Source organism: Rhodanobacter sp. MP1X3 (assembly GCF_014207165.1).
In the GTDB taxonomy this organism is placed as follows: domain Bacteria; phylum Pseudomonadota; class Gammaproteobacteria; order Xanthomonadales; family Rhodanobacteraceae; genus Rhodanobacter.
This window is the reverse complement of the sequence record NZ_JACHCO010000003.1, coordinates 279930-297830: the sequence shown is the minus strand read 5'-3', so window position 1 is coordinate 297830 and position 17901 is coordinate 279930. Positions and strand designations below refer to the sequence as shown.

Here is a 17901-nt window from a genome sequence, read left to right as displayed (position 1 = left end):
GCCGATTGATGTCCGATACTAAAGCCATGCACATTCTCTGCTGGGGCACCTATGACACCGGCAAACCTCGTGCACGCATCTTGCTCGATGGCCTTCGCTCCACAGGTGTCGAGGTAGAGGAATGTCGCGCCGACATATGGCGCGGCGTTACCGACAAATCCCAGATACGGGGTTTCCGGCATCGACTTTGCCTCGGGTTGCGCTGGCTGTTTTCTTATCCTCGGCTGGCTTGGCAGCTTGGACGTGCAGCGCGACCTGATGTCGTACTGATCGGCTTTCCCGGCATCCTGGATATTCTGGTTGCTGCACCGATCTGCAAGTTGCGTGGCATACCATTGGTCTGGGACATGTTCATGTCACTCTACGACACCGTCGTGGAGGACCGGCAGTTGGTGCGTCGCGGTGGTCTTATCGCACGACTGCTACATGCACTGGAAGGATTTGCGTTGCGCCGTGCGGATCTCGTTTTTCTTGATACGCAGACGCACGCACGTCGCATCGAAACGCTGTTCAAACTTGATCCAGGCAGCGTTGCTGCGATCTGGGTGGGCGCCGAAACGGAATACTTCCACACAGACCCTGCAGAAACAACCGATACTCGAACCGCAGGCACCACTTCCGACCTGTGCGTGCTGTTCTACGGCCAGTTCATCCCGCTGCACGGTATCGAGACCATCGTGCATGCTGCTCGCCTTACCCGCGATGAGCCCATCGAGTGGCAGTTGATCGGCAATGGACAGGAGACAGATCGAATTAAGGCATTGCTGGCCGAACAAGCCTTGCCGAAACTCCATTGGGATGCGTGGGTGGACTATAGACAGTTGCCACATTGCATTGCCGCAGCCGATGTATGCCTTGGCATCTTCGGCACATCGGAAAAGGCGGCCAGCGTCATCCCCAACAAAGTCTTCCAGATCGTCGCCATGGGCCGTCAGCTGATCACGCGGGATTCCCCTGCCATTCGCGAAATGCTGGATAACACATCTCCCTGCGTCCAGCTGATCCCGGCCGCCAGCCCGACCGCACTGGCCAACGCAGTCCGCGCCCTCGCCCGACAAGACCGCCCTCCAATGCACTGCCATGCAGCACTTCAAGGCAAGCTCGGCGCCGCAGCCATTGGCCGGCAATGCACCACCCTACTGAAAAGCCACCTCGGACTGGAATCCTGACCCATGGAAAACCTGCCCCTTCTTGGTCCCGCAGCCCCCGAGGAAGGCTGGGTACCAGCGCCGCGCTACCTGCTTCGCCGCCAGCGCATCCTGCGCCAGCTGCGTGACATGCACCCTTGTGATGTCATCGAGATAGGTTGTGGTGCAGGCATGCTCCTCCAGGAACTCGCCATGCGTGGCTTTCATTGCGAGGCGCTGGAAACCTCACCGCAGGCGCGTGAACTGATTGATCGCCTCACGCAGAAAACCGGTCACACCATAAACGTGCATGACACGCCGAAAGCCTCATGGGCAGGCCGCTTCCCGCTCGTAATGGCCTTTGAGGTACTTGAGCACATCAGGGACGATGTCGACGCCATGAAACAATGGGCCTCATGGCTGGCTCCTCGTGGAACCTTGCTGATGTCTGTGCCTGCGCATCCGCGACTGTGGAGCGCTGCCGACGAATGGGCGGGGCATTATCGACGCTACCGCAAATCCGATCTGATTCGTGTGGTGACTGCGGCTGGTCTGGAGATTGAGCATATTGAATGTTTCGGTTTTCCCCTCGGCAATCTCACCGAGCGAATGCAGGCCCGCGGGATCAGGCGCCAACTCCCGGAAACCTCTGGTGATATCGATCACCAGGCCAACAGCAACCGTAGTGGCGTGGAACGTGACCACATCATGCGTTGGTACCCGATGATGCGCTCACTGCCCGGCCGGCTAGCCTTGGGCGGCGCATTTGCTGCCCAGGCAGTGACCCACAAGCTGCCCCTCGGCAATGGCTACCTGCTGCGAGCCCGCACAAGATGATCAAGCAGCTGGTTCGCTGGCTGGGTCTGCTGCTGGCGCTCGCCGCAGGCATCTATTTCGTGCTGTATGCGCATCACGCGCTGGCCGGCAAGGATTTATCGGGTTTGCTGGACAGCAGCGTGCTGGCTGCAACTGCAGCGTTGACCGTGCTGTACGTCGTGCTAATTCCCACCACAGCCATCGCGTGGACCTGGCTTTTGCGCGCCATGGAACAACGGGTCAGTTATGGCCGCATGTTACCCATCCTGGCCACCACCCAGTTTGGCAAATACCTGCCAGGCAACGTTGCCCAACACATCGGCCGTATCGCACTGGCGCGTGGCGCTGGCGTGCAATTGCCAGCGGCGCTGTTTTCGGTAGCCTACGAAATGCTGCTGATGCTGGTCGCCTGTGCGCATATCAGTGCACTGACCTTGCTGTGGACGCCACCGGCGGCGCTGTTGCATTGGAAGCTCGCCGAATATCGTCTGCCATTGCTGGCCCTGGTGACGCTTGGCGCAGTCGCCGCCTTGCTTCTTGCGCCACGTCTAGCTTCTTGGCTGGCACATTACCGTGCCAGCAAGCGGGATGAACGGGACTATGTACTGCCGAGGCTGCACCTAAACGCAACCACGGTGCTCGCCTGTTATGTCATGTATGCAATCAACTTCTGCCTGATCGGTGGTGGACTGTGGCTGGTTGCACACGCATTACTGGCAGGTACTACATCGACACCGAGCGTGATCTTTCTGATCGGGGCCTTCGCCAGTAGCTGGATTCTGGGGTTCATTGCTCCCGGTGCACCGGCTGGGCTGGGCATCCGCGAAGCCATCCTCAGTAGCTGGCTGAGCGGCGCGCTACCGCCCGCACAAATCGTGCTATTAGTTGTGGCTCTGCGCATCGCGACGACGACGGGCGATCTGATCAATCTGGTTGGCGGGAGCATAGCCACAACGCGCGTTCGAGAGCGCAACCTGCCGATTTAAAGGACCATCATGCCTTTAGCCTGAAGACCAGCACGCAGTGGTAGAACAGTAACCATGCGAAGCATATCGAAGCAGTGACAGAGTCCAAGCGCTAACATCCAGCAAAAAACCTGAGAAAGAACTTCGGTGCGGACGTAGATCGTCAGCCCCGCGCACAAGGAACACGTCCTCATGAAGCTCATCATCCAGATCCCCTGCCTCAACGAGGCCGAAACCCTGGCCATTGCTCTCGCGGAACTGCCGCGCGAGGTCGAGGGTTTCAGCACAGTCGAATGGCTGATCATCGACGACGGCTCGACCGACAATACGGCGGAAGTCGCCCGTCGGAACGGCGTGCACCACGTCGTGCGCCATCCGGTGAATCGTGGCCTCGCCGAGGCTTTCATGACAGGCATCGACGCCTGCCTGAAGCTGGGCGCCAATGTGATCGTCAACACCGATGCCGACAATCAATACAACGGTGCGGACATCCCCAAACTGACCACCCCCGTCCTTGCCGGCGATGCCGATATCGTGATTGGCGCCCGGCCTATCAGCGAGACGGAACACTTTTCATGGATCAAGAAGAAGCTGCAGCATCTGGGCAGCTGGGCGGTACGCGTTGCCAGCCGCACCGAGGTAGCCGACGCCCCGAGCGGGTTCCGCGCCATTTCACGCGAGGCGGCAATGCGGCTGAACGTGTTCAATGCCTACACCTATACACTCGAGACGATCATCCAGGCGGGTCAGAGCAACATGCGGATCATCTCTGTTCCGATACGCACCAATGCCGATCTGCGGCCATCGCGACTGGTGAAGAGCATCTCGAGCTATGTGCAGCGTTCGCTCGCCACGATCCTTCGTGTATTCGTGATCTACAAGCCGCTGAAGTTCTTTGCTTTCTTCGGCGCGATTTTCACGTTCGCCGGAGTGATCGCCGGCGCACGCTTCCTCTGGTACCTGTTGGAAGACAACGGCGAAGGTCACATACAGTCCGTGATTTTCTGTGCCCTGTGCATCATTGCGGGCCTGCTCCTGTTCATGATGGGCGTCATCGGCGATCTCATCGCCACCAACCGGAAGCTGCTGGAACGCATCAACCTGCGACTTCAGCATATCGAGCATCAACGAGACTGAAATCTTTCGTTGTAGTGTCCTCGATAATTCAAGCCATCAAGAAGTAGAGTTTCTCCAAGAAGGAGCTCTGCATGAAGAAGCCGAAGTTCACCGAAGAACAGATAGTCCGAATCCTCAAGGAAATTGAGGCTGGCGCGAAGGCCGCCTAGACGTGTCGCAAACACAGCATGAGCGATGCCGACATACCACGTTTGGAAGGTGAAGTACGCGGGCATGGAGGTGTCGCATATGCGGCAGTTGAAGGATGTTGAGCGCGCGCTGGCACGGCTCAAACAGATGTATGCCAACTTATCCTTGGAGCACCATTGCGCTCAAAGATGTGCTCTCCTGAAAAGCCTGAGCCCGGCCCAGCGGCTGATGTTGAGTCTGGCGATGCAAACCCGGTTATGGACTGAGTGCTCGGCGCGCTGATCGCGCTGTGGGCCCGTCACGTTCGGCGCGTCATTATCGACTTCGTTGTCGCGATGATGGGCGGCTGATCGCCGCCATCGAAACCCATCAGAAGGACAGCCCTGGTCATGGTTTGGGCTGCTCTGCGATCAGGCATTGCGACGTCAGGGCTTTGGCAAAACTCGATCGCTATGTCTTCACCGCACTCGATGAAGTACACCGCGTGAGCCACAACTGGAAGCACCGTTACAACCACGATCGCCCTCATCGATCATTCCGTGGTCTGTCACCCATCCGATATGCCATGGCATCATCGGCTACCTCTACGTCTGAATGACTCGGATTATCGAGGACACTGCATTGAAGAAAATTCCGAAAAATCGCCTTCGAGGTGCTTTTCCGAGTCAACGCGTCAAGCACTTGTCCGGACGCACCCTTGGCGAAAAGTTACCGGATATTTATCGCAGACCACCTCATGCACAGATCAGTCGACGCAACTCATCGGTCTTGCCTTGAAGTAATGACATGTCGCCACGCGTCTCCACATTGAGCCTCAACAGTGGCTCTGTATTGGACGAGCGTACATTGAAACGCCATGTCGGGAATTCCAGGCTCAAGCCGTCCGTTCGATCGATTGTCGGAGCGTCTACTGCGTAGTGGGCAAGAATGCGGTCCAGCGTGCCTGCGGCATCCTCCACGCGGAAATTGATCTCGCCACTGCACGGATAGGTCTGCATGCGAGACTCGACCATCTCGGCCAACGGGATTCCGGTACGGCAGATGCGCTCGGCGATCAGCAGCCACGGGATCATCCCCGAGTCGCAATAGGCAAAATCACGAAAATAATGGTGCGCACTCATTTCGCCGCCGTAGACTGCATCCTCGGTACGCATGCGCTCCTTGATGAATGCGTGGCCAGTCTTGCCAAGCACCGCTATGCCCCCTGCCTCGTTCACCATCTCGATGGTGTTCCAAGTCAAGCGTGGATCGTGGATGACCCGGCCACCGGGATTCTTGGCCAGCAATTGAGCGGCAAGCAGGCCGACAAGGTAATAGCCCTCGATGAAGCGACCTTCGGCATCGAAGAAGAAACAACGGTCAAAATCACCGTCCCATGCGATGCCGATATCCGCACCCGATTCGCGCACGGCCTGTACCGTCGCAGCACGATTCTCCGGCAGCAACGGATTAGGTATGCCATGCGGAAAACTGCCATCCGGCTCATGATGGATACGAATGAACTCGAACGGCAGGTACGATGCGAGCTCGTCGATCACCAGACCAGCACCGCCATTGCCGGCGTTGACGACAATCTTGAGCGGCCGCAGGGCCGCACGGTCGATATAGCTGAGTAGGTGCGCGATATAAGCGGATTTGTCGTTATCGACCCGCACGGAGCCGATCTGGCTCGATGGCGCGAAATCGCCTGACTCGGCCAACGCCTCGATGTCCCTGAGCCCGGTGTCCCCGCTAACCGGTCGCGCGTCTTCGCGCACCAGCTTCATGCCATTGTAGTCCATGGGATTATGGCTGGCGGTCACCATGATGCCGCCGCCGACACGACGATGCGCGGTCTGGAAATAAACCTCTTCAGTCCCGCACAAGCCGATGTCGATGACAGCAGCACCAGCATCGTTGATGCCGCGCGTCAGCGCCGCTGCAAGCGTCGGGCTGTCGAGGCGCACATCCTGACCGACCACGACATCGCGCGGTTTCAGAATTTCAACGTAGGCTCGGCCAATCCGATAGGCGATGTCCTCATTGAGTTCATCGGGTACACGGCCGCGTATGTCGTAAGCCTTGAAACACTTGAGCATGTGCAGGTTCTCAATGCAATTTATGTATATCGGACACCACCGGCGCAGCGGCTCCGCTGATTGGTGGTGACGACAGCTGGCTGGCCGAATCGAGTGGTGATGCTGTCATCGTCTGCAACTGGATGCCCAGCACGCGCGGATCGCTACTCATGCCGATAGACTGAGGGGATACGGCATCAGGAAGATCAAAAGCGATACGAGTCCCGTTTGATGAAGTTGTATCGGCAGCAGGGACCACGACATCGAACTGCATCTGGTTGTTCGGATAAACCACCTCATGCGTACCGGCGGCCATACCGTTGACACTCACCTGAATACGCTGGCGCGGATGCTCTTTCGTCACCAAGCCATACACCTCGAAATTCAGGTGAATGCCTTGCACAACGTGCGATAACTCCTGCGGGTCAATGGTGATCTCGGCGTGTGTCCCACTGCTCCATACGCCCCCGGCTTCCGGATCGCTCCAGCCACTCGTCAGCCACTCGTTCCAGGCCCCAGGTGCCTTGAAGCTTTCCGGATGTCCAAGCGGAAAGATCGGCTTGTTCAGACGATAGAGGAACAGGCGTGTATCTACGCGCATGAACAACTCATGTGGAAAAGAGTGGTCCCATTCATATGCCTTGACCCGGAACCGAGTGCTGCCCATCGAGTCAAAGCCTTCGGGAGCCACAGCCGACGGCGAGATCAAGAATACGTCATCGTAGCGTGCATTGAGTGCAGCAATATATGCATGATCGGCAAGACTGGCCCCACTCACCGTGACTGCACTAAGGCCAAAGGTAAACACGATCGGCGTCTTGAGCTCATTGTTGTCCGGCACGCCTGCTCTCGATTCCAACGTGTCGAGCAGAATGATGTCGCCGCTGTCGACCGGCGCCAACAACTGTGTCAGGGACTGGTACGCCCCCTCGTTTTCATTCTTTCCCAACTGACTTGCAGTTGCTGTAACGCTGTAGATCAGGGTGATTGCCAGAATCGCACTCAGAATACGGCGGATACCGTTCTTTGGCATGCAGGCCCATGCCACCACGGAGAACAACAGCATGTATGGAACGGCTTCGCTAAGCAGATAGCGCGCATAGTAAGGACCATAGGGTACCGTCCATTGCAACAACACGATATAGACAAAAAATCCTGCCACGAATAGCCGCAAAAATTCAATGCGTGGCTCATCCTGGCGCCGTAGGACAAGACCAAGAAATGCCAACGGCAACAGCGGCCCTGTGTAGACGAAAAATGTCACCAGACTGCTAGCTTTCACGGCTCCCCAGTGGCTGCCGGCCAGCCCCCACAGCGTATCCAGCCAGACATCGCCTTGATAATGAGCCGTCCAGCCCAGTTGATAGATTTTGTAAATGCCCAGCGCGAGACTGATCAGGACAATGGGCGCGACGGCAAGACGTAACGGTACGACAATGAACCTGTCGATACGTAGGCGCATGCCGGTTTGCGCCAGCGCGACCAGACAAAACCAGACCAGCAGCACCACCACCACTAGAGCAGCCACACCGACCTGCCAGTGAGAAGGGAAGATACGTTCGAAGGAAGCCCGATAAATATCCGCTGCGTACTGATGCGACCAGCGCAATCCATAGGCCACTGAAATGGCATAGAGCGCTACAACACCCAGCACCCATATCTGCATGTAATTCCGGCGCACGCGATCTGCGTCATTGGCGGCACTCGCCACCGCCACGACGATCAGGAACGGGACATACATGAAGCCGCTTATGTGGGTCACAAACATGGCACCGAAGCTGAGCATCGACACTAGCAACCAGCACCTGTGGCGCGAGCCTCCTTCGGCACGCCAGAACAGCGCGAGATAGGTGAACCCTATCAATGAGAATGCCAATGTAGGCACCTCAGTGACTGGAAATTTCGAAAAGAAGGCATGCAGTGGATTGATTGCCAGCAGCAATCCTGCAATCAGCGCTGCCCGCGACGATCCGGTCAGCACCAGCGTCAGACGGTACATAAACACCACAGAAAGCAATGCAAACAACGTCAATGCGTACACCGCGAATGTAGTGCCGAACAATCCTGCAACAAGCGCCATCCATACTGGAAACAAGTGGTAGAACTGAAAGTCGAGAACGTTGCTCTGATGGCTACGTACATAGACACCGCCGACGTACGCTTCCATTTTCGACAACTCGGGGTGGGGTGGCAGAAACCGATTTTCATCGAGATACGTCTGGACAAAAGGCGTTCCCTGCAACTTGTCGAGTGGCGTGTCCCATACGACGAGACTTCCGGTGCGCTCGATGTAGTTGGCCATATTGACGTACACCCCCTCATCCTGGCCGCCCAGCACATAGTTGAAAGCAGGCAACCTGAAAAACAGGCATACCAGGATCAGCAAGATCACGTGCTTCGGTTTTGCGCCAGCCAACGGATTTGAGGATCTGCGCCCTCGGGTACGCCACACATAGATCCCTGTCAGGAGGGTGGTGGCAATGCATACCTGCGGCGCGAGAAAATGGTGCGCGAGCGTAGCTGCCAAACCCAACCCACTGGCAAGCAGCACCCAGACAACGACCCATTCGAGTACGCGATCGACCAGGCCATTGGCCTCCCCAACTGTCTGATCCATATCACCCCCTTTCATCACTGCAAGACCCGTCTCAAATCCCCGTCGATACAACACGCCGAGCCCATCGCTGTTCACAATCAATCGCCGGCATACATCCATGCCAACGTTTCCCGCAAGGATCGGACTGCAACCGTCCCCAGCACAGAATGAATACTGGCATTGGAGCCGACCAGTCGCGCCACCTCGTTCGCCCGCACAAACTGTGGATTCACGCGAACTTCCATCCTATAGCCCGCGATCTCGCACATCATGTCCAGCACATCGCCAAGGGAGTGACCAACACCCGTGCAGATGTTGAAAACCCCATTCACAGGCATGGAGCGAACCAGACCCGCATATGTTGCGGCCACATCGCGTACATCACCGAAATCCCGCACTACTTGCGTATTGCCAAGTTCGATGACTCTTTCACCGCGACGGAAGTGGGCCACTATCTTCGGAATCAGGAACTGTTCGGATTGTCCTACTCCGGTGTAATTGAACGGCCGAGTGATAACGATGGGCAACTTGCCCATCCACAGTCGAGCCAAGTACTCCATGGCGCACTTGCTTACCGCATAGTCATTTTCCGGCGCCAGAGACGTTGCCTCGGTGATCGGTTCGACATCCGTGTTTCCGTAGACATTGGCGCTACTGGCCAGCACAACCAGTCGCGGCAATTTCGGCGCAGATGCCAGGGCATCAAGCAGGTTGCGCGTACCGACGACATTGACGCGATAGATCTCGTCCACATCGCCGTGGGCAACGAATGAAATCGCCGCCAGATGCAGCACCACATCCGGCTGCACTACGGCAACGGCTGCATGCACTGCTTCGCGATCGAGCAGGTTGGCGGTAATCGAGCCCGTATCCGCGGGGTCCTGCCGGTCGCTCAGGCCAACAACCTCATATCCAGCAGCCTCTAGTTCACGGGCCACATACTGGCCCGTGAACCCATTGCGACCGGTTAGTAATGCGCGTGGTCGATCCACGTCAGAACGACGCCCCACGCTCGTTACGGCTGATATCAGCAACTACCATCATGCGGCAAAGCTCTTCCAGCGTGGTCTTCGGCTCCCAACCTAGCTTGCTGCGTGCCTTGGTGGGATCACCGATCAGCAATTCCACTTCCGCCGGGCGGTAGAAGCGCGGATTGATGCGCACACGGACTGTTCCGCTGGCAGCATCCACACCGCGCTCAGCTTCACCCTCACCCCGCCACTCGATGTCAATGCTGGCAGCCTTGAATGCCATGCTCACGAAATCACGCACGGTTTCCGTGCGGTTGGTTGCCAGCACGTAGGTATCCGGCTCGTCCACTTGCAGCATGCGCCACATCCCCTCCACGTATTCCTTCGCATAGCCCCAGTCGCGCTTGGCATCCAGGTTGCCCAGCTCCAGCACATCAAGTTTGCCCAGGGTGATCTTGGCCACGGCATCAGTGATCTTGCGTGTCACGAATTCGCGACCTCGCAGCGGCGATTCGTGGTTGAACAGAATGCCGCTGCTGCCGAAGATGCCGTAGGACTCGCGATAGTTGACTGTCATCCAGTGCGCGTAGAGCTTGGCCACGCCATACGGGCTACGCGGATAGAACGGCGTGGTTTCGATCTGCGGCACAGCCTGCACCTTGCCGAACATCTCCGAAGTCGACGCCTGATAGAAACGGATATTGCGATTCACCGTGCGGATGGCTTCAAGCATGTGCACCGCACCGATGCCGGTGATGTGGCCGGTGGTAATCGGCTGGTCGAAGGAAACACCCACGAAGCTTTGTGCCGCAAGGTTATAGATCTCGGCCACACCCGTCGTCTCGATCAATCGAATGCTCGATCCGAGATCGGTGAGGTCGTACTCCATCAACGACAGATTGGGGTGCTGATCGATGCCAAGCTCTTCGATACGCCAGAAATTGACCGAGCTGGTGCGACGGTAGGTGCCATAGACGCGGTAACCCTTGTCCAGGAGCAACTGCGCGAGATAAGCGCCATCCTGACCGGTGATTCCGGTAATCAAGGCAGTTTTCATATCCGTATTGCTGTTCAAACAAATATCCTCAGATAATTTCACTTTGCTGGTCAGATGATCAGTTGGCTTCGGCGACATACGCCACACCCTCGATATCCATGCAATTGATGTCGCGCATCTAAACCGTGGTCGGCGACATATCAGACAGGCGCAAGTCCACCCAAGGACTCATCACCAACTCGTCGATCCACAGATCTGCATCCGCATCCACTTCAACGCGGATAGCCAAATCCTTAACGTCCACCTTCAGATTTAGTTCCACTTCCACCAGATACCCATCAATCGACGAATATTCGACGCCAAATTCACATTGCGCATGAATCCGCGTCCCCGACTCACTGGTGATATCCAACCGCGCGGGAGCTGGTTGATCGCGCCAACCGCCGGACAACAACACGCGATAACGCCCTGCCAGCATCGGTACAGATGGTCCACATAATAGCAGCCCAGCAACACCTCTCGATTCCATACGACCGCGCACCAACCTGCCGACCTCTGTCCGGAATCTGTGGTCATAAGCCTTGTGACGATATAATGGTCCGGGCATCCATGTATGTATCCAATGTTCCTGGCTCACAACATCGATCAACTGGGCAGTGGATTCGCCCCAGGTCTGCCAGCGCATGCCAGCTGACTGCGGCGCATCTCCTTGCGCATCGAGGGCTAGCCATGCACTCAATGCATCGGCCAGATTTTCCGCATCGTACCCGCTGAAGTAATAGCCGTACTCAGCGACGATTTCCCGAAAAACCGGCAGGTCGCGGGTAATCAGAGGCACGCCATGATGCGCTGCCTCAATCAACGGCAGACCAAAGCCCTCTCCCTCCGACGCCATCAGCATTGCGGAGGCACTGTGGTAGGCCGCGAGCAAAAGGTTGTCATCAGCGGTGTCGAACCAGAACAACTGCTTGCCTTGCTGCGGATGCTCGCGCAGGCGCTGCATGACATGGTCGCTCAGCCAGCCGGCGCGCCCGATAATCAACAAATTGGCTTTTATGCCCTGTTGCCAGAGTCGCTCAAACGCTTCCAGTGCCTGCACATGCCCCTTGCGCGGCTCGATCGTACCCACCATTAGGAATGTCGGACGCTCGCCAAGTCCAGCCAGTTGTGGATGGACATGTGCACCAGATGCGTCGCCTACATCTGCTTTGGCGATATCGGCCCCCAGGTGGAAGTAACCAATAGCCAGAGGACGCTGGCGCGCCGGCATGGACTGATACAGCCAGGACTCAAACTCGTCGGCAACGGCGCGGGAAATGCACACGACGCTATCCGCCACTTCGGACACTGCCTCGTACCAGGAGCGGAACATAGCTAACAGCTCGGGCCTGAAGCAGTCGGGACGCATGATAGGCAACAAGTCATAGACCACGAAATGCTGCCGTATCCCGCGATAACGCATCTCCCGGAAAAGGTCGATATATTGCGGAACAAGATGTGCACCCAGGTCCAGCCCGAGATAGACATCTCCGACAGAAAATTCAACCACCTCATCCACTGGCAGTGTTTCGCCCGGGAAATAGCGTCTCGCACAGTAACTTCGCGCGTAGTGAAATGCCCCGTCATTGTCCAGGTAGACAGGCTCGACACGGTAACCGGATGGGGGGGCCACAAATAACTCGTCAAGTACATGACGCACCACACGCTGAATGCCGGTGCCAGCATCCCAAACGATGAGTTGCGAGATATCGACTAGCCATTGCGGATCACCCGCAGACGTCAGAATATTTTGGGAAATCGCCACCGCCACGCGGGTCCAATCCCCTTCCGAAGCATCCACACTCCCTTCAAGCGTAGTCAGCTCCACAGCAACGTCGCGCACACGGTCCCGCCAGTTCCATCCGACACGCGCCATACCGCTGGCACTTGGCTCGCCATTCGCAAGCAACTGACAATGACCAAGTGTGGACAGACTCTCCGGACTTACCTGAGCGCCAAGGATGCCAGCGGAAAAGTCCGCATTGATGGCTGCCCGCAAAGCCCTATATCCGCCGGACCGGTAGAGCAGAGAAACAACCAGCTCGTGCCCGGACTTGTCTGCAGCAAGTCTATGCAGCGCCGCGCCAAAGGTCCTGCCATGCAACAGGATATCGGCTACGCCATCCACAGCGAGTGCAAGAGTCTTGGCGCAGTAGGGATGATCGGCCAGCTCGATGAGCACCCGATCGAAACGCTGTCGCTCGTCTCGAAAGCGGGCAAGCGAGCGCCTGGAGGCGACGCCTTCACAATCACTGTCAGCATAGACCACAGCGGAATCAATACCATGGCCGGTAGCGATTGATCTCGGCGCCGGGAGGAACGCAACGGAATCACGTTGCCCGGGGACGACGATGGACGTTGTCGGCTGGCGTCGCTCTACCGCGGCCTCGAACGCTCCGATGGCACGTCTGGCCGATTCCTGCCAAGAAAATTTCAGCGGCTGCTTGAGGCCATGATTACGAAGACTTTCGCGAAATGCCGCATCCGTTAGTGCTTCAACGATTTTGTCAGCAATAGCTTGGGGACGGAAGGGATCGAACAACGATCCTGGATGCCCGATGACCTCCGGCAAACTGGATGTATTGGCCCCGATGACAATAGCTCCACTGGACATTGCTTCCAGCGCTGGCAGCCCGAAGCCTTCCTGTAGCGACGGAAAGACATACAGCGCGCAAAGGTTGTACAGCTTGACCAGATCACTGTCCGGCACATAGCCGGTAAACACTACCTCATCGGCAGCGATACCGACCTTCGCCATGAGGGCGGTCAATGCATCACGCTCCGGCTCTGGCGCCCCCCCAACGATGACCAACTGATGGGCGCAACGCACCGCGCCGGGCAGCAACGCAAATGCTTGGATCAATGCACCAATGTTCTTTCTTGGATCGAATCCACCCGCGTACATCACGAATGATCTGAGCACACCGTACCTGCGCATCAATTCCTGCCGGAAACCTTCTGCACCAACAAGTGGCTTGAAGATGGCATCGGCGGCCCCTGAAATATCAGTGAGACGGTCCTGCGGGATCGACAACAGCTCATGCGCCTCATCACAGGTAAATCGGGATATGCCGAGCAGCACATCGGCACGACGAAGATACTCGATCTTCTCCATGTACCACTGCCGGTTACGGGGGTCCAATAGATACTTCTCTGGATGCGCCAGCGGGATCAGGTCGTACAACGTGGCGGCGTTCGAATACCCTTTCGCGGTCGCTGGAATTGTAGCTACAGGTTCCTCCGCAAATCCTTCAATCATGCTGGCAACATGCACAATATCGGGCTTAAGCTGTCGCAGGACCTGCAATCGCAACATCTCGGAAGCCTCTCTCCTGAACGTGTTGGCAGTATCCATGTACGCCGTGGGCGCCACCGCATCCCAAGTTATCAGGCGTGCTTGCGGCAATAATCCATCGAACTCACCACGCAAGTATTCGATCGACTCACTCATCGCCATGTTGAGCAGCACGGTGATGTCATGGCCACGCGAATGCGCGGCCATGGCTTTGGCCAGCGCCAGGGAATAGCGACCGATCCCGCGACGACGGCCTTCTGGTGACTGACACGCCTGCAGGTCCAACACAATATGCAAAATCCATCCTCCTTCTGGATGCTGTGAAAGCGAATGCAACTATTTCTGCTTCCTGACTTGCTCGACCACTTCAAGTACGCGAATGGCAGATCGTGTCAATGGTACTTCCGAAAGTATCGCCCCCTTTGCCCGTGCCGATGGTGGTGCACCGAAAAGGAACAGACGCGCCTTCACAACAATCCGTGACTCATGTCCTGCGATGGCAACCGCAGACGATCTCAACCATGGCCATTGCACGATCTTGCGCAGCAGCGGCCGGACAAGACGTGCCGGCCATCGAAGTATCTGATAGGCCAAACCGCGACCAAAGCGTCTCAGAACGCGCACTGCTCGACCCACTGCCCGTAACGGAGCCGTGACACGCCAAGATGTACTTTCATTGATCAATTGAAGCGCTGCATTCAATCGCCCGATTTCCTGATTGCGAGCCGCGACCGCATAGTGCAGCCGACCAACCTCCTGATTGCCGACCGCAATCTCATGCTGTAAACGATCGATTTCAGGGGCTCGGAACTTGGTCTCGTCGTGCAGTCGCAAGACTTCATCGGCGCTATGCCGCATCATTTCGTTGGCTTGGGTAAGTTCATCCTTGGCTTGGATCAGCGCATTGTTGGATTGGACCAGCGCGCATTCGCGCTCTTCCAATACCCTCCTCAATTCAACCAGAGTCACTTCGCGGCGCTCGTTCTCCGCATGCAAACGCGCCATATGCTGTGCATCAATGGCGATCGCCAGATGACCTTGGACCTCGCGTAGATGGTCATGCGCAGCCACTTCATTTGCCAGGACAAATTTATCGAAAACGTTAGGTGGATATGCAAAAGCCCCGAGCAGCGCTGCATGCTCGTCCGCCACATAGAACCGGTTTAGCCCATCGGCATATGCAAATCGGTAACCTCGCTGCGTGAGTAGCGGTTCCCATTCGGCATAGGCTGGCTTCTGACTATTCGGCTCAGTAGCCTCAAGGAGAATAATCCATGGGCGCACCCGGTTAAGCGATATACCGCGCAAAGCTGCAGCTTCTGCTCCCTCGCAGTCAATTTTGAGGAAGTGAACATCGATGACCCCATGCACCTCACAGATATGATCAAGAGTCACACAGCCGACATCCGACTCACGAATACGGAATCCGGCCTGTGCATGTCGTTGTGCAAACTCGGGGTCGGTTGTTGAAAGTCCACTATCTTCGACTTCGAACAAGTGCAATTGTCCGGGCACGTCGGACACGGCAAGCTGCAGATTGATGTCATGCGGTCGGTCAGTCAGCAGGCGCTCAAACCAGTGCGAAACCGGCTCGATATTGATGCCATGCCAGCCTCGCTCGTAGAACATCTTGGTTACCGAATCTATAGTCGGATCCTGCGCGCCGACATCAATGTAGAAACCACGCTGCACTCCGCTTAGCGCACGGAGCAACATTACGTCTTCATAGTTCTGAGCATAAGAAACGTTGGTCACGACATTTCGATCCTGATATCGGGTGGCACCCAAGCTGACCCGATAAACTGCGCATGGTTCATATTGGAAACGGTAAAGACAAGCGCCAGATCTCGCCATTCGTAGTTGTTGACCAGATGGGTATCGGTGCTGACGAGTGCCGTCGAGATCGAATAGCTGCCTTGACCGAAATTCATCGGAAACGCAATTTGAAACTCGATCCGCTGGCCAGCCTTGACCAGCTCAATGGCCTGCCCCGTGAAGTGGGTATTGGTGCCGAATACTGGCTGACCCAGTCGATCCTTGATCATGTAACCCAATACCAGACGTGGCACATCAACACTGGCCGCCACCACTATGCGCAGCGTCACTGACTCCCCAACACCCACAAACTCGATCGGCTGGTCGTCTCTGCTCAGCAGCTGTATGTCTTCGACACGTGCTTCGCCGGTACCAGAAACAGTCTGCTTTCTGCCGCTCTGATGTTCCATGATCTGGACTGTACTGTTCTCGCGCTCGGCAATCAGCGCGTTGTATAAATCCATGACCTCGGCGGGATCGCCATCCTTGATCAATGCACCGCCCTCGAGCAACAGCGCACGGTCGCACAGATTCTGAACTGCACTCGCATCATGCGAAACAATCAGGAGACTGGTGCCCTGTTCGCGAAATTCACGAATCCGCTTGAAGCACTTGTGCTGGAAATAAGCATCGCCGACCGATAACGCCTCATCGACAATGAGAATATTCGGCCTGAATGCGGTAGCGACGGAGAACGCCACGCGCATCTGCATGCCGGTGGAATAAGTGCGCGCGGGTTCATCGAAGTACCCACCGATCTCCGCAAATGCCTCGATATCATCGATGACGCTGTCAATGGCCTGTCGGGAAAAACCCATCAGCCCTGCCGAATGGTAGACATTCGCGCGTCCGCTGAGTTCGGGACTGAACCCCATGCCAAGCTCAAGGATCGCCGCAATACGCCCGTTCACCGCCACGGTTCCCGTGGTGCCCTTGAGGGTCCCGGTGATCAGCTTGAGCAGAGTACTCTTGCCTGCGCCGTTCTGGCCAACAATACCGATGGATTCCCCTGGCGCGACACTGAACGAAATATCGCGCAAGACCCAGCTTTCTGATTTTGTCGAAACTCTGAAACCGAACCATCCCGCGAAGCGCTGCCATTCAGAGCGGTATTCACGAAAGGCCTTGCCCAGCCCTCGAACAGCTAAAAGAGGTTCGTTCACAGTACGTCCACCATTTCCGGCGCCGCGCGCCTGAACAAGAACAGCGCAAACAACAACAGGATTATCGACGCTACCGCGAGCACGATCAGGCCGTTGATACCTGGTGCGCGTCCATAAAGCAGCACATTCTGGAACGCAACCACCATGTGCATCATTGGGTTGAACTCTAGTATCACGCGCAGACGATCTGGGATGATGGTCGGCATGTACACGACCGGGGTCAGCCAGAACAACAACTGCAACACCACGGTCATGACCTGGGCCACATCCCGCACAAATACGTTAAGGACACCCAAGATCAGGCCGAGGCCAAGCCCAAAGGCCAGGTTGATACCGATCAGCAGTGGCAACCACAGCATTGCCAGGGTTGGCGGGTGGCCGATCAGCAGGAACACGCCCACCGCCGTCGCCAGCAAGAGCAAATTGTTCACCAGCGACGAGCCGCCAATGATAATAGGCAGACAGACCCGCGGGAATGCCATCTTCTTCATCAAGTTGCCGCTGTCCACGAATATGGTCAGCGATCGCGTCACCACTTCGGCGAACAGCGACCAGGCGATCATGCCCGCCATCAGGTAGATCACATACGCATAGCGGTTGTCGATACCCGGTAGCTTGGCCGCCATGATGCGCGACAGCACCAGCGCGTAGATAGCAACCTGCGCCAAAGGCTGCAGAACCATCCAGAGGGCGCCAAGCTTACTGCGCGCAAATCGTGAACGCAGGTCGTTCTTGATCGACGAAACAATGAAATGGCGATAACCCCATATCGCCGCCAAAATTTCTTTCATGAA

Annotated in this window: 12 protein-coding genes and 1 pseudogene; 5 read left to right on the top strand and 8 right to left on the bottom strand. The window is 56.8% G+C overall.

Annotated elements, in window-relative coordinates; genetic code table 11:
* Positions 1-26: 26 nt before the first annotated feature.
* The 5 genes and pseudogenes from HDE79_RS10480 to HDE79_RS21970 all read left to right on the top strand — a co-directional run.
* Entirely contained in the window at positions 27-1169 is a 1143-nt protein-coding gene (locus HDE79_RS10480) for a glycosyltransferase (RefSeq protein WP_184601912.1), read from the top strand.
* A gap of 3 nt (positions 1170-1172) precedes the next feature.
* On the top strand, positions 1173-1964 hold the full coding sequence (locus tag HDE79_RS10475) for a class I SAM-dependent methyltransferase (RefSeq protein ID WP_184601911.1): 792 nt from the start codon (positions 1173-1175) through the stop codon (positions 1962-1964).
* Positions 1961-2929: a lysylphosphatidylglycerol synthase domain-containing protein gene (locus tag HDE79_RS10470; protein WP_184601910.1), complete on the top strand. Its 969-nt coding sequence runs from the start codon at positions 1961-1963 to the stop codon at positions 2927-2929. Before HDE79_RS10475 ends, HDE79_RS10470 begins: the two co-directional genes overlap by 4 nt.
* A gap of 171 nt (positions 2930-3100) precedes the next feature.
* Entirely contained in the window at positions 3101-4045 is a 945-nt protein-coding gene (locus tag HDE79_RS10465) for a glycosyltransferase family 2 protein (RefSeq protein WP_184601909.1), read from the top strand.
* A gap of 71 nt (positions 4046-4116) precedes the next feature.
* Positions 4117-4270: pseudogene (locus tag HDE79_RS21970) on the top strand (transposase); the annotation flags it as partial.
* A gap of 638 nt (positions 4271-4908) precedes the next feature.
* Here the strand turns inward: HDE79_RS21970 and HDE79_RS10455 are convergent.
* From HDE79_RS10455 to HDE79_RS10420, 8 genes are all read right to left on the bottom strand, one after another.
* Positions 4909-6252, bottom strand: a complete 1344-nt coding sequence (locus HDE79_RS10455; RefSeq protein WP_304625075.1) for a phosphomannomutase — start codon at positions 6250-6252, stop codon at positions 4909-4911.
* Between the two features lie 10 nt (positions 6253-6262).
* A complete protein-coding gene (locus HDE79_RS10450; RefSeq protein ID WP_184601907.1) occupies positions 6263-8947 on the bottom strand; it encodes a phospholipid carrier-dependent glycosyltransferase in 2685 nt (894 codons plus the stop codon).
* Positions 8926-9819: an NAD-dependent epimerase/dehydratase family protein gene (locus HDE79_RS10445; RefSeq protein ID WP_184601906.1), complete on the bottom strand. Its 894-nt coding sequence runs from the start codon at positions 9817-9819 to the stop codon at positions 8926-8928. The genes HDE79_RS10450 and HDE79_RS10445 overlap by 22 nt, the downstream gene beginning before the upstream one ends.
* Before the next feature lies 1 nt (position 9820).
* Positions 9821-10855 (bottom strand): GDP-mannose 4,6-dehydratase, encoded by a 1035-nt coding sequence (gene gmd, locus HDE79_RS10440; RefSeq protein WP_184601905.1) that lies wholly within the window; start codon positions 10853-10855, stop codon positions 9821-9823.
* A gap of 118 nt (positions 10856-10973) precedes the next feature.
* Positions 10974-14417 carry a glycosyltransferase family 1 protein gene (locus tag HDE79_RS10435; protein WP_343205952.1) on the bottom strand — a complete coding sequence of 1148 codons (3444 nt, stop codon included), beginning with the start codon at positions 14415-14417 and terminating at the stop codon, positions 10974-10976.
* Positions 14418-14465: 48 nt separating this feature from the next.
* Positions 14466-15884: an FkbM family methyltransferase gene (locus HDE79_RS10430; protein WP_184601903.1), complete on the bottom strand. Its 1419-nt coding sequence runs from the start codon at positions 15882-15884 to the stop codon at positions 14466-14468.
* The gene (locus HDE79_RS10425) at positions 15881-17107 is read right to left on the bottom strand and encodes an ABC transporter ATP-binding protein (protein WP_184601902.1); all 1227 of its coding nucleotides are present in this window, start codon (positions 17105-17107) and stop codon (positions 15881-15883) included. The genes HDE79_RS10430 and HDE79_RS10425 overlap by 4 nt, the downstream gene beginning before the upstream one ends.
* On the bottom strand, positions 17104-17898 hold the full coding sequence (locus HDE79_RS10420; RefSeq protein WP_184601901.1) for an ABC transporter permease: 795 nt from the start codon (positions 17896-17898) through the stop codon (positions 17104-17106). Before HDE79_RS10420 ends, HDE79_RS10425 begins: the two co-directional genes overlap by 4 nt.
* Positions 17899-17901: the final 3 nt, after the last annotated feature.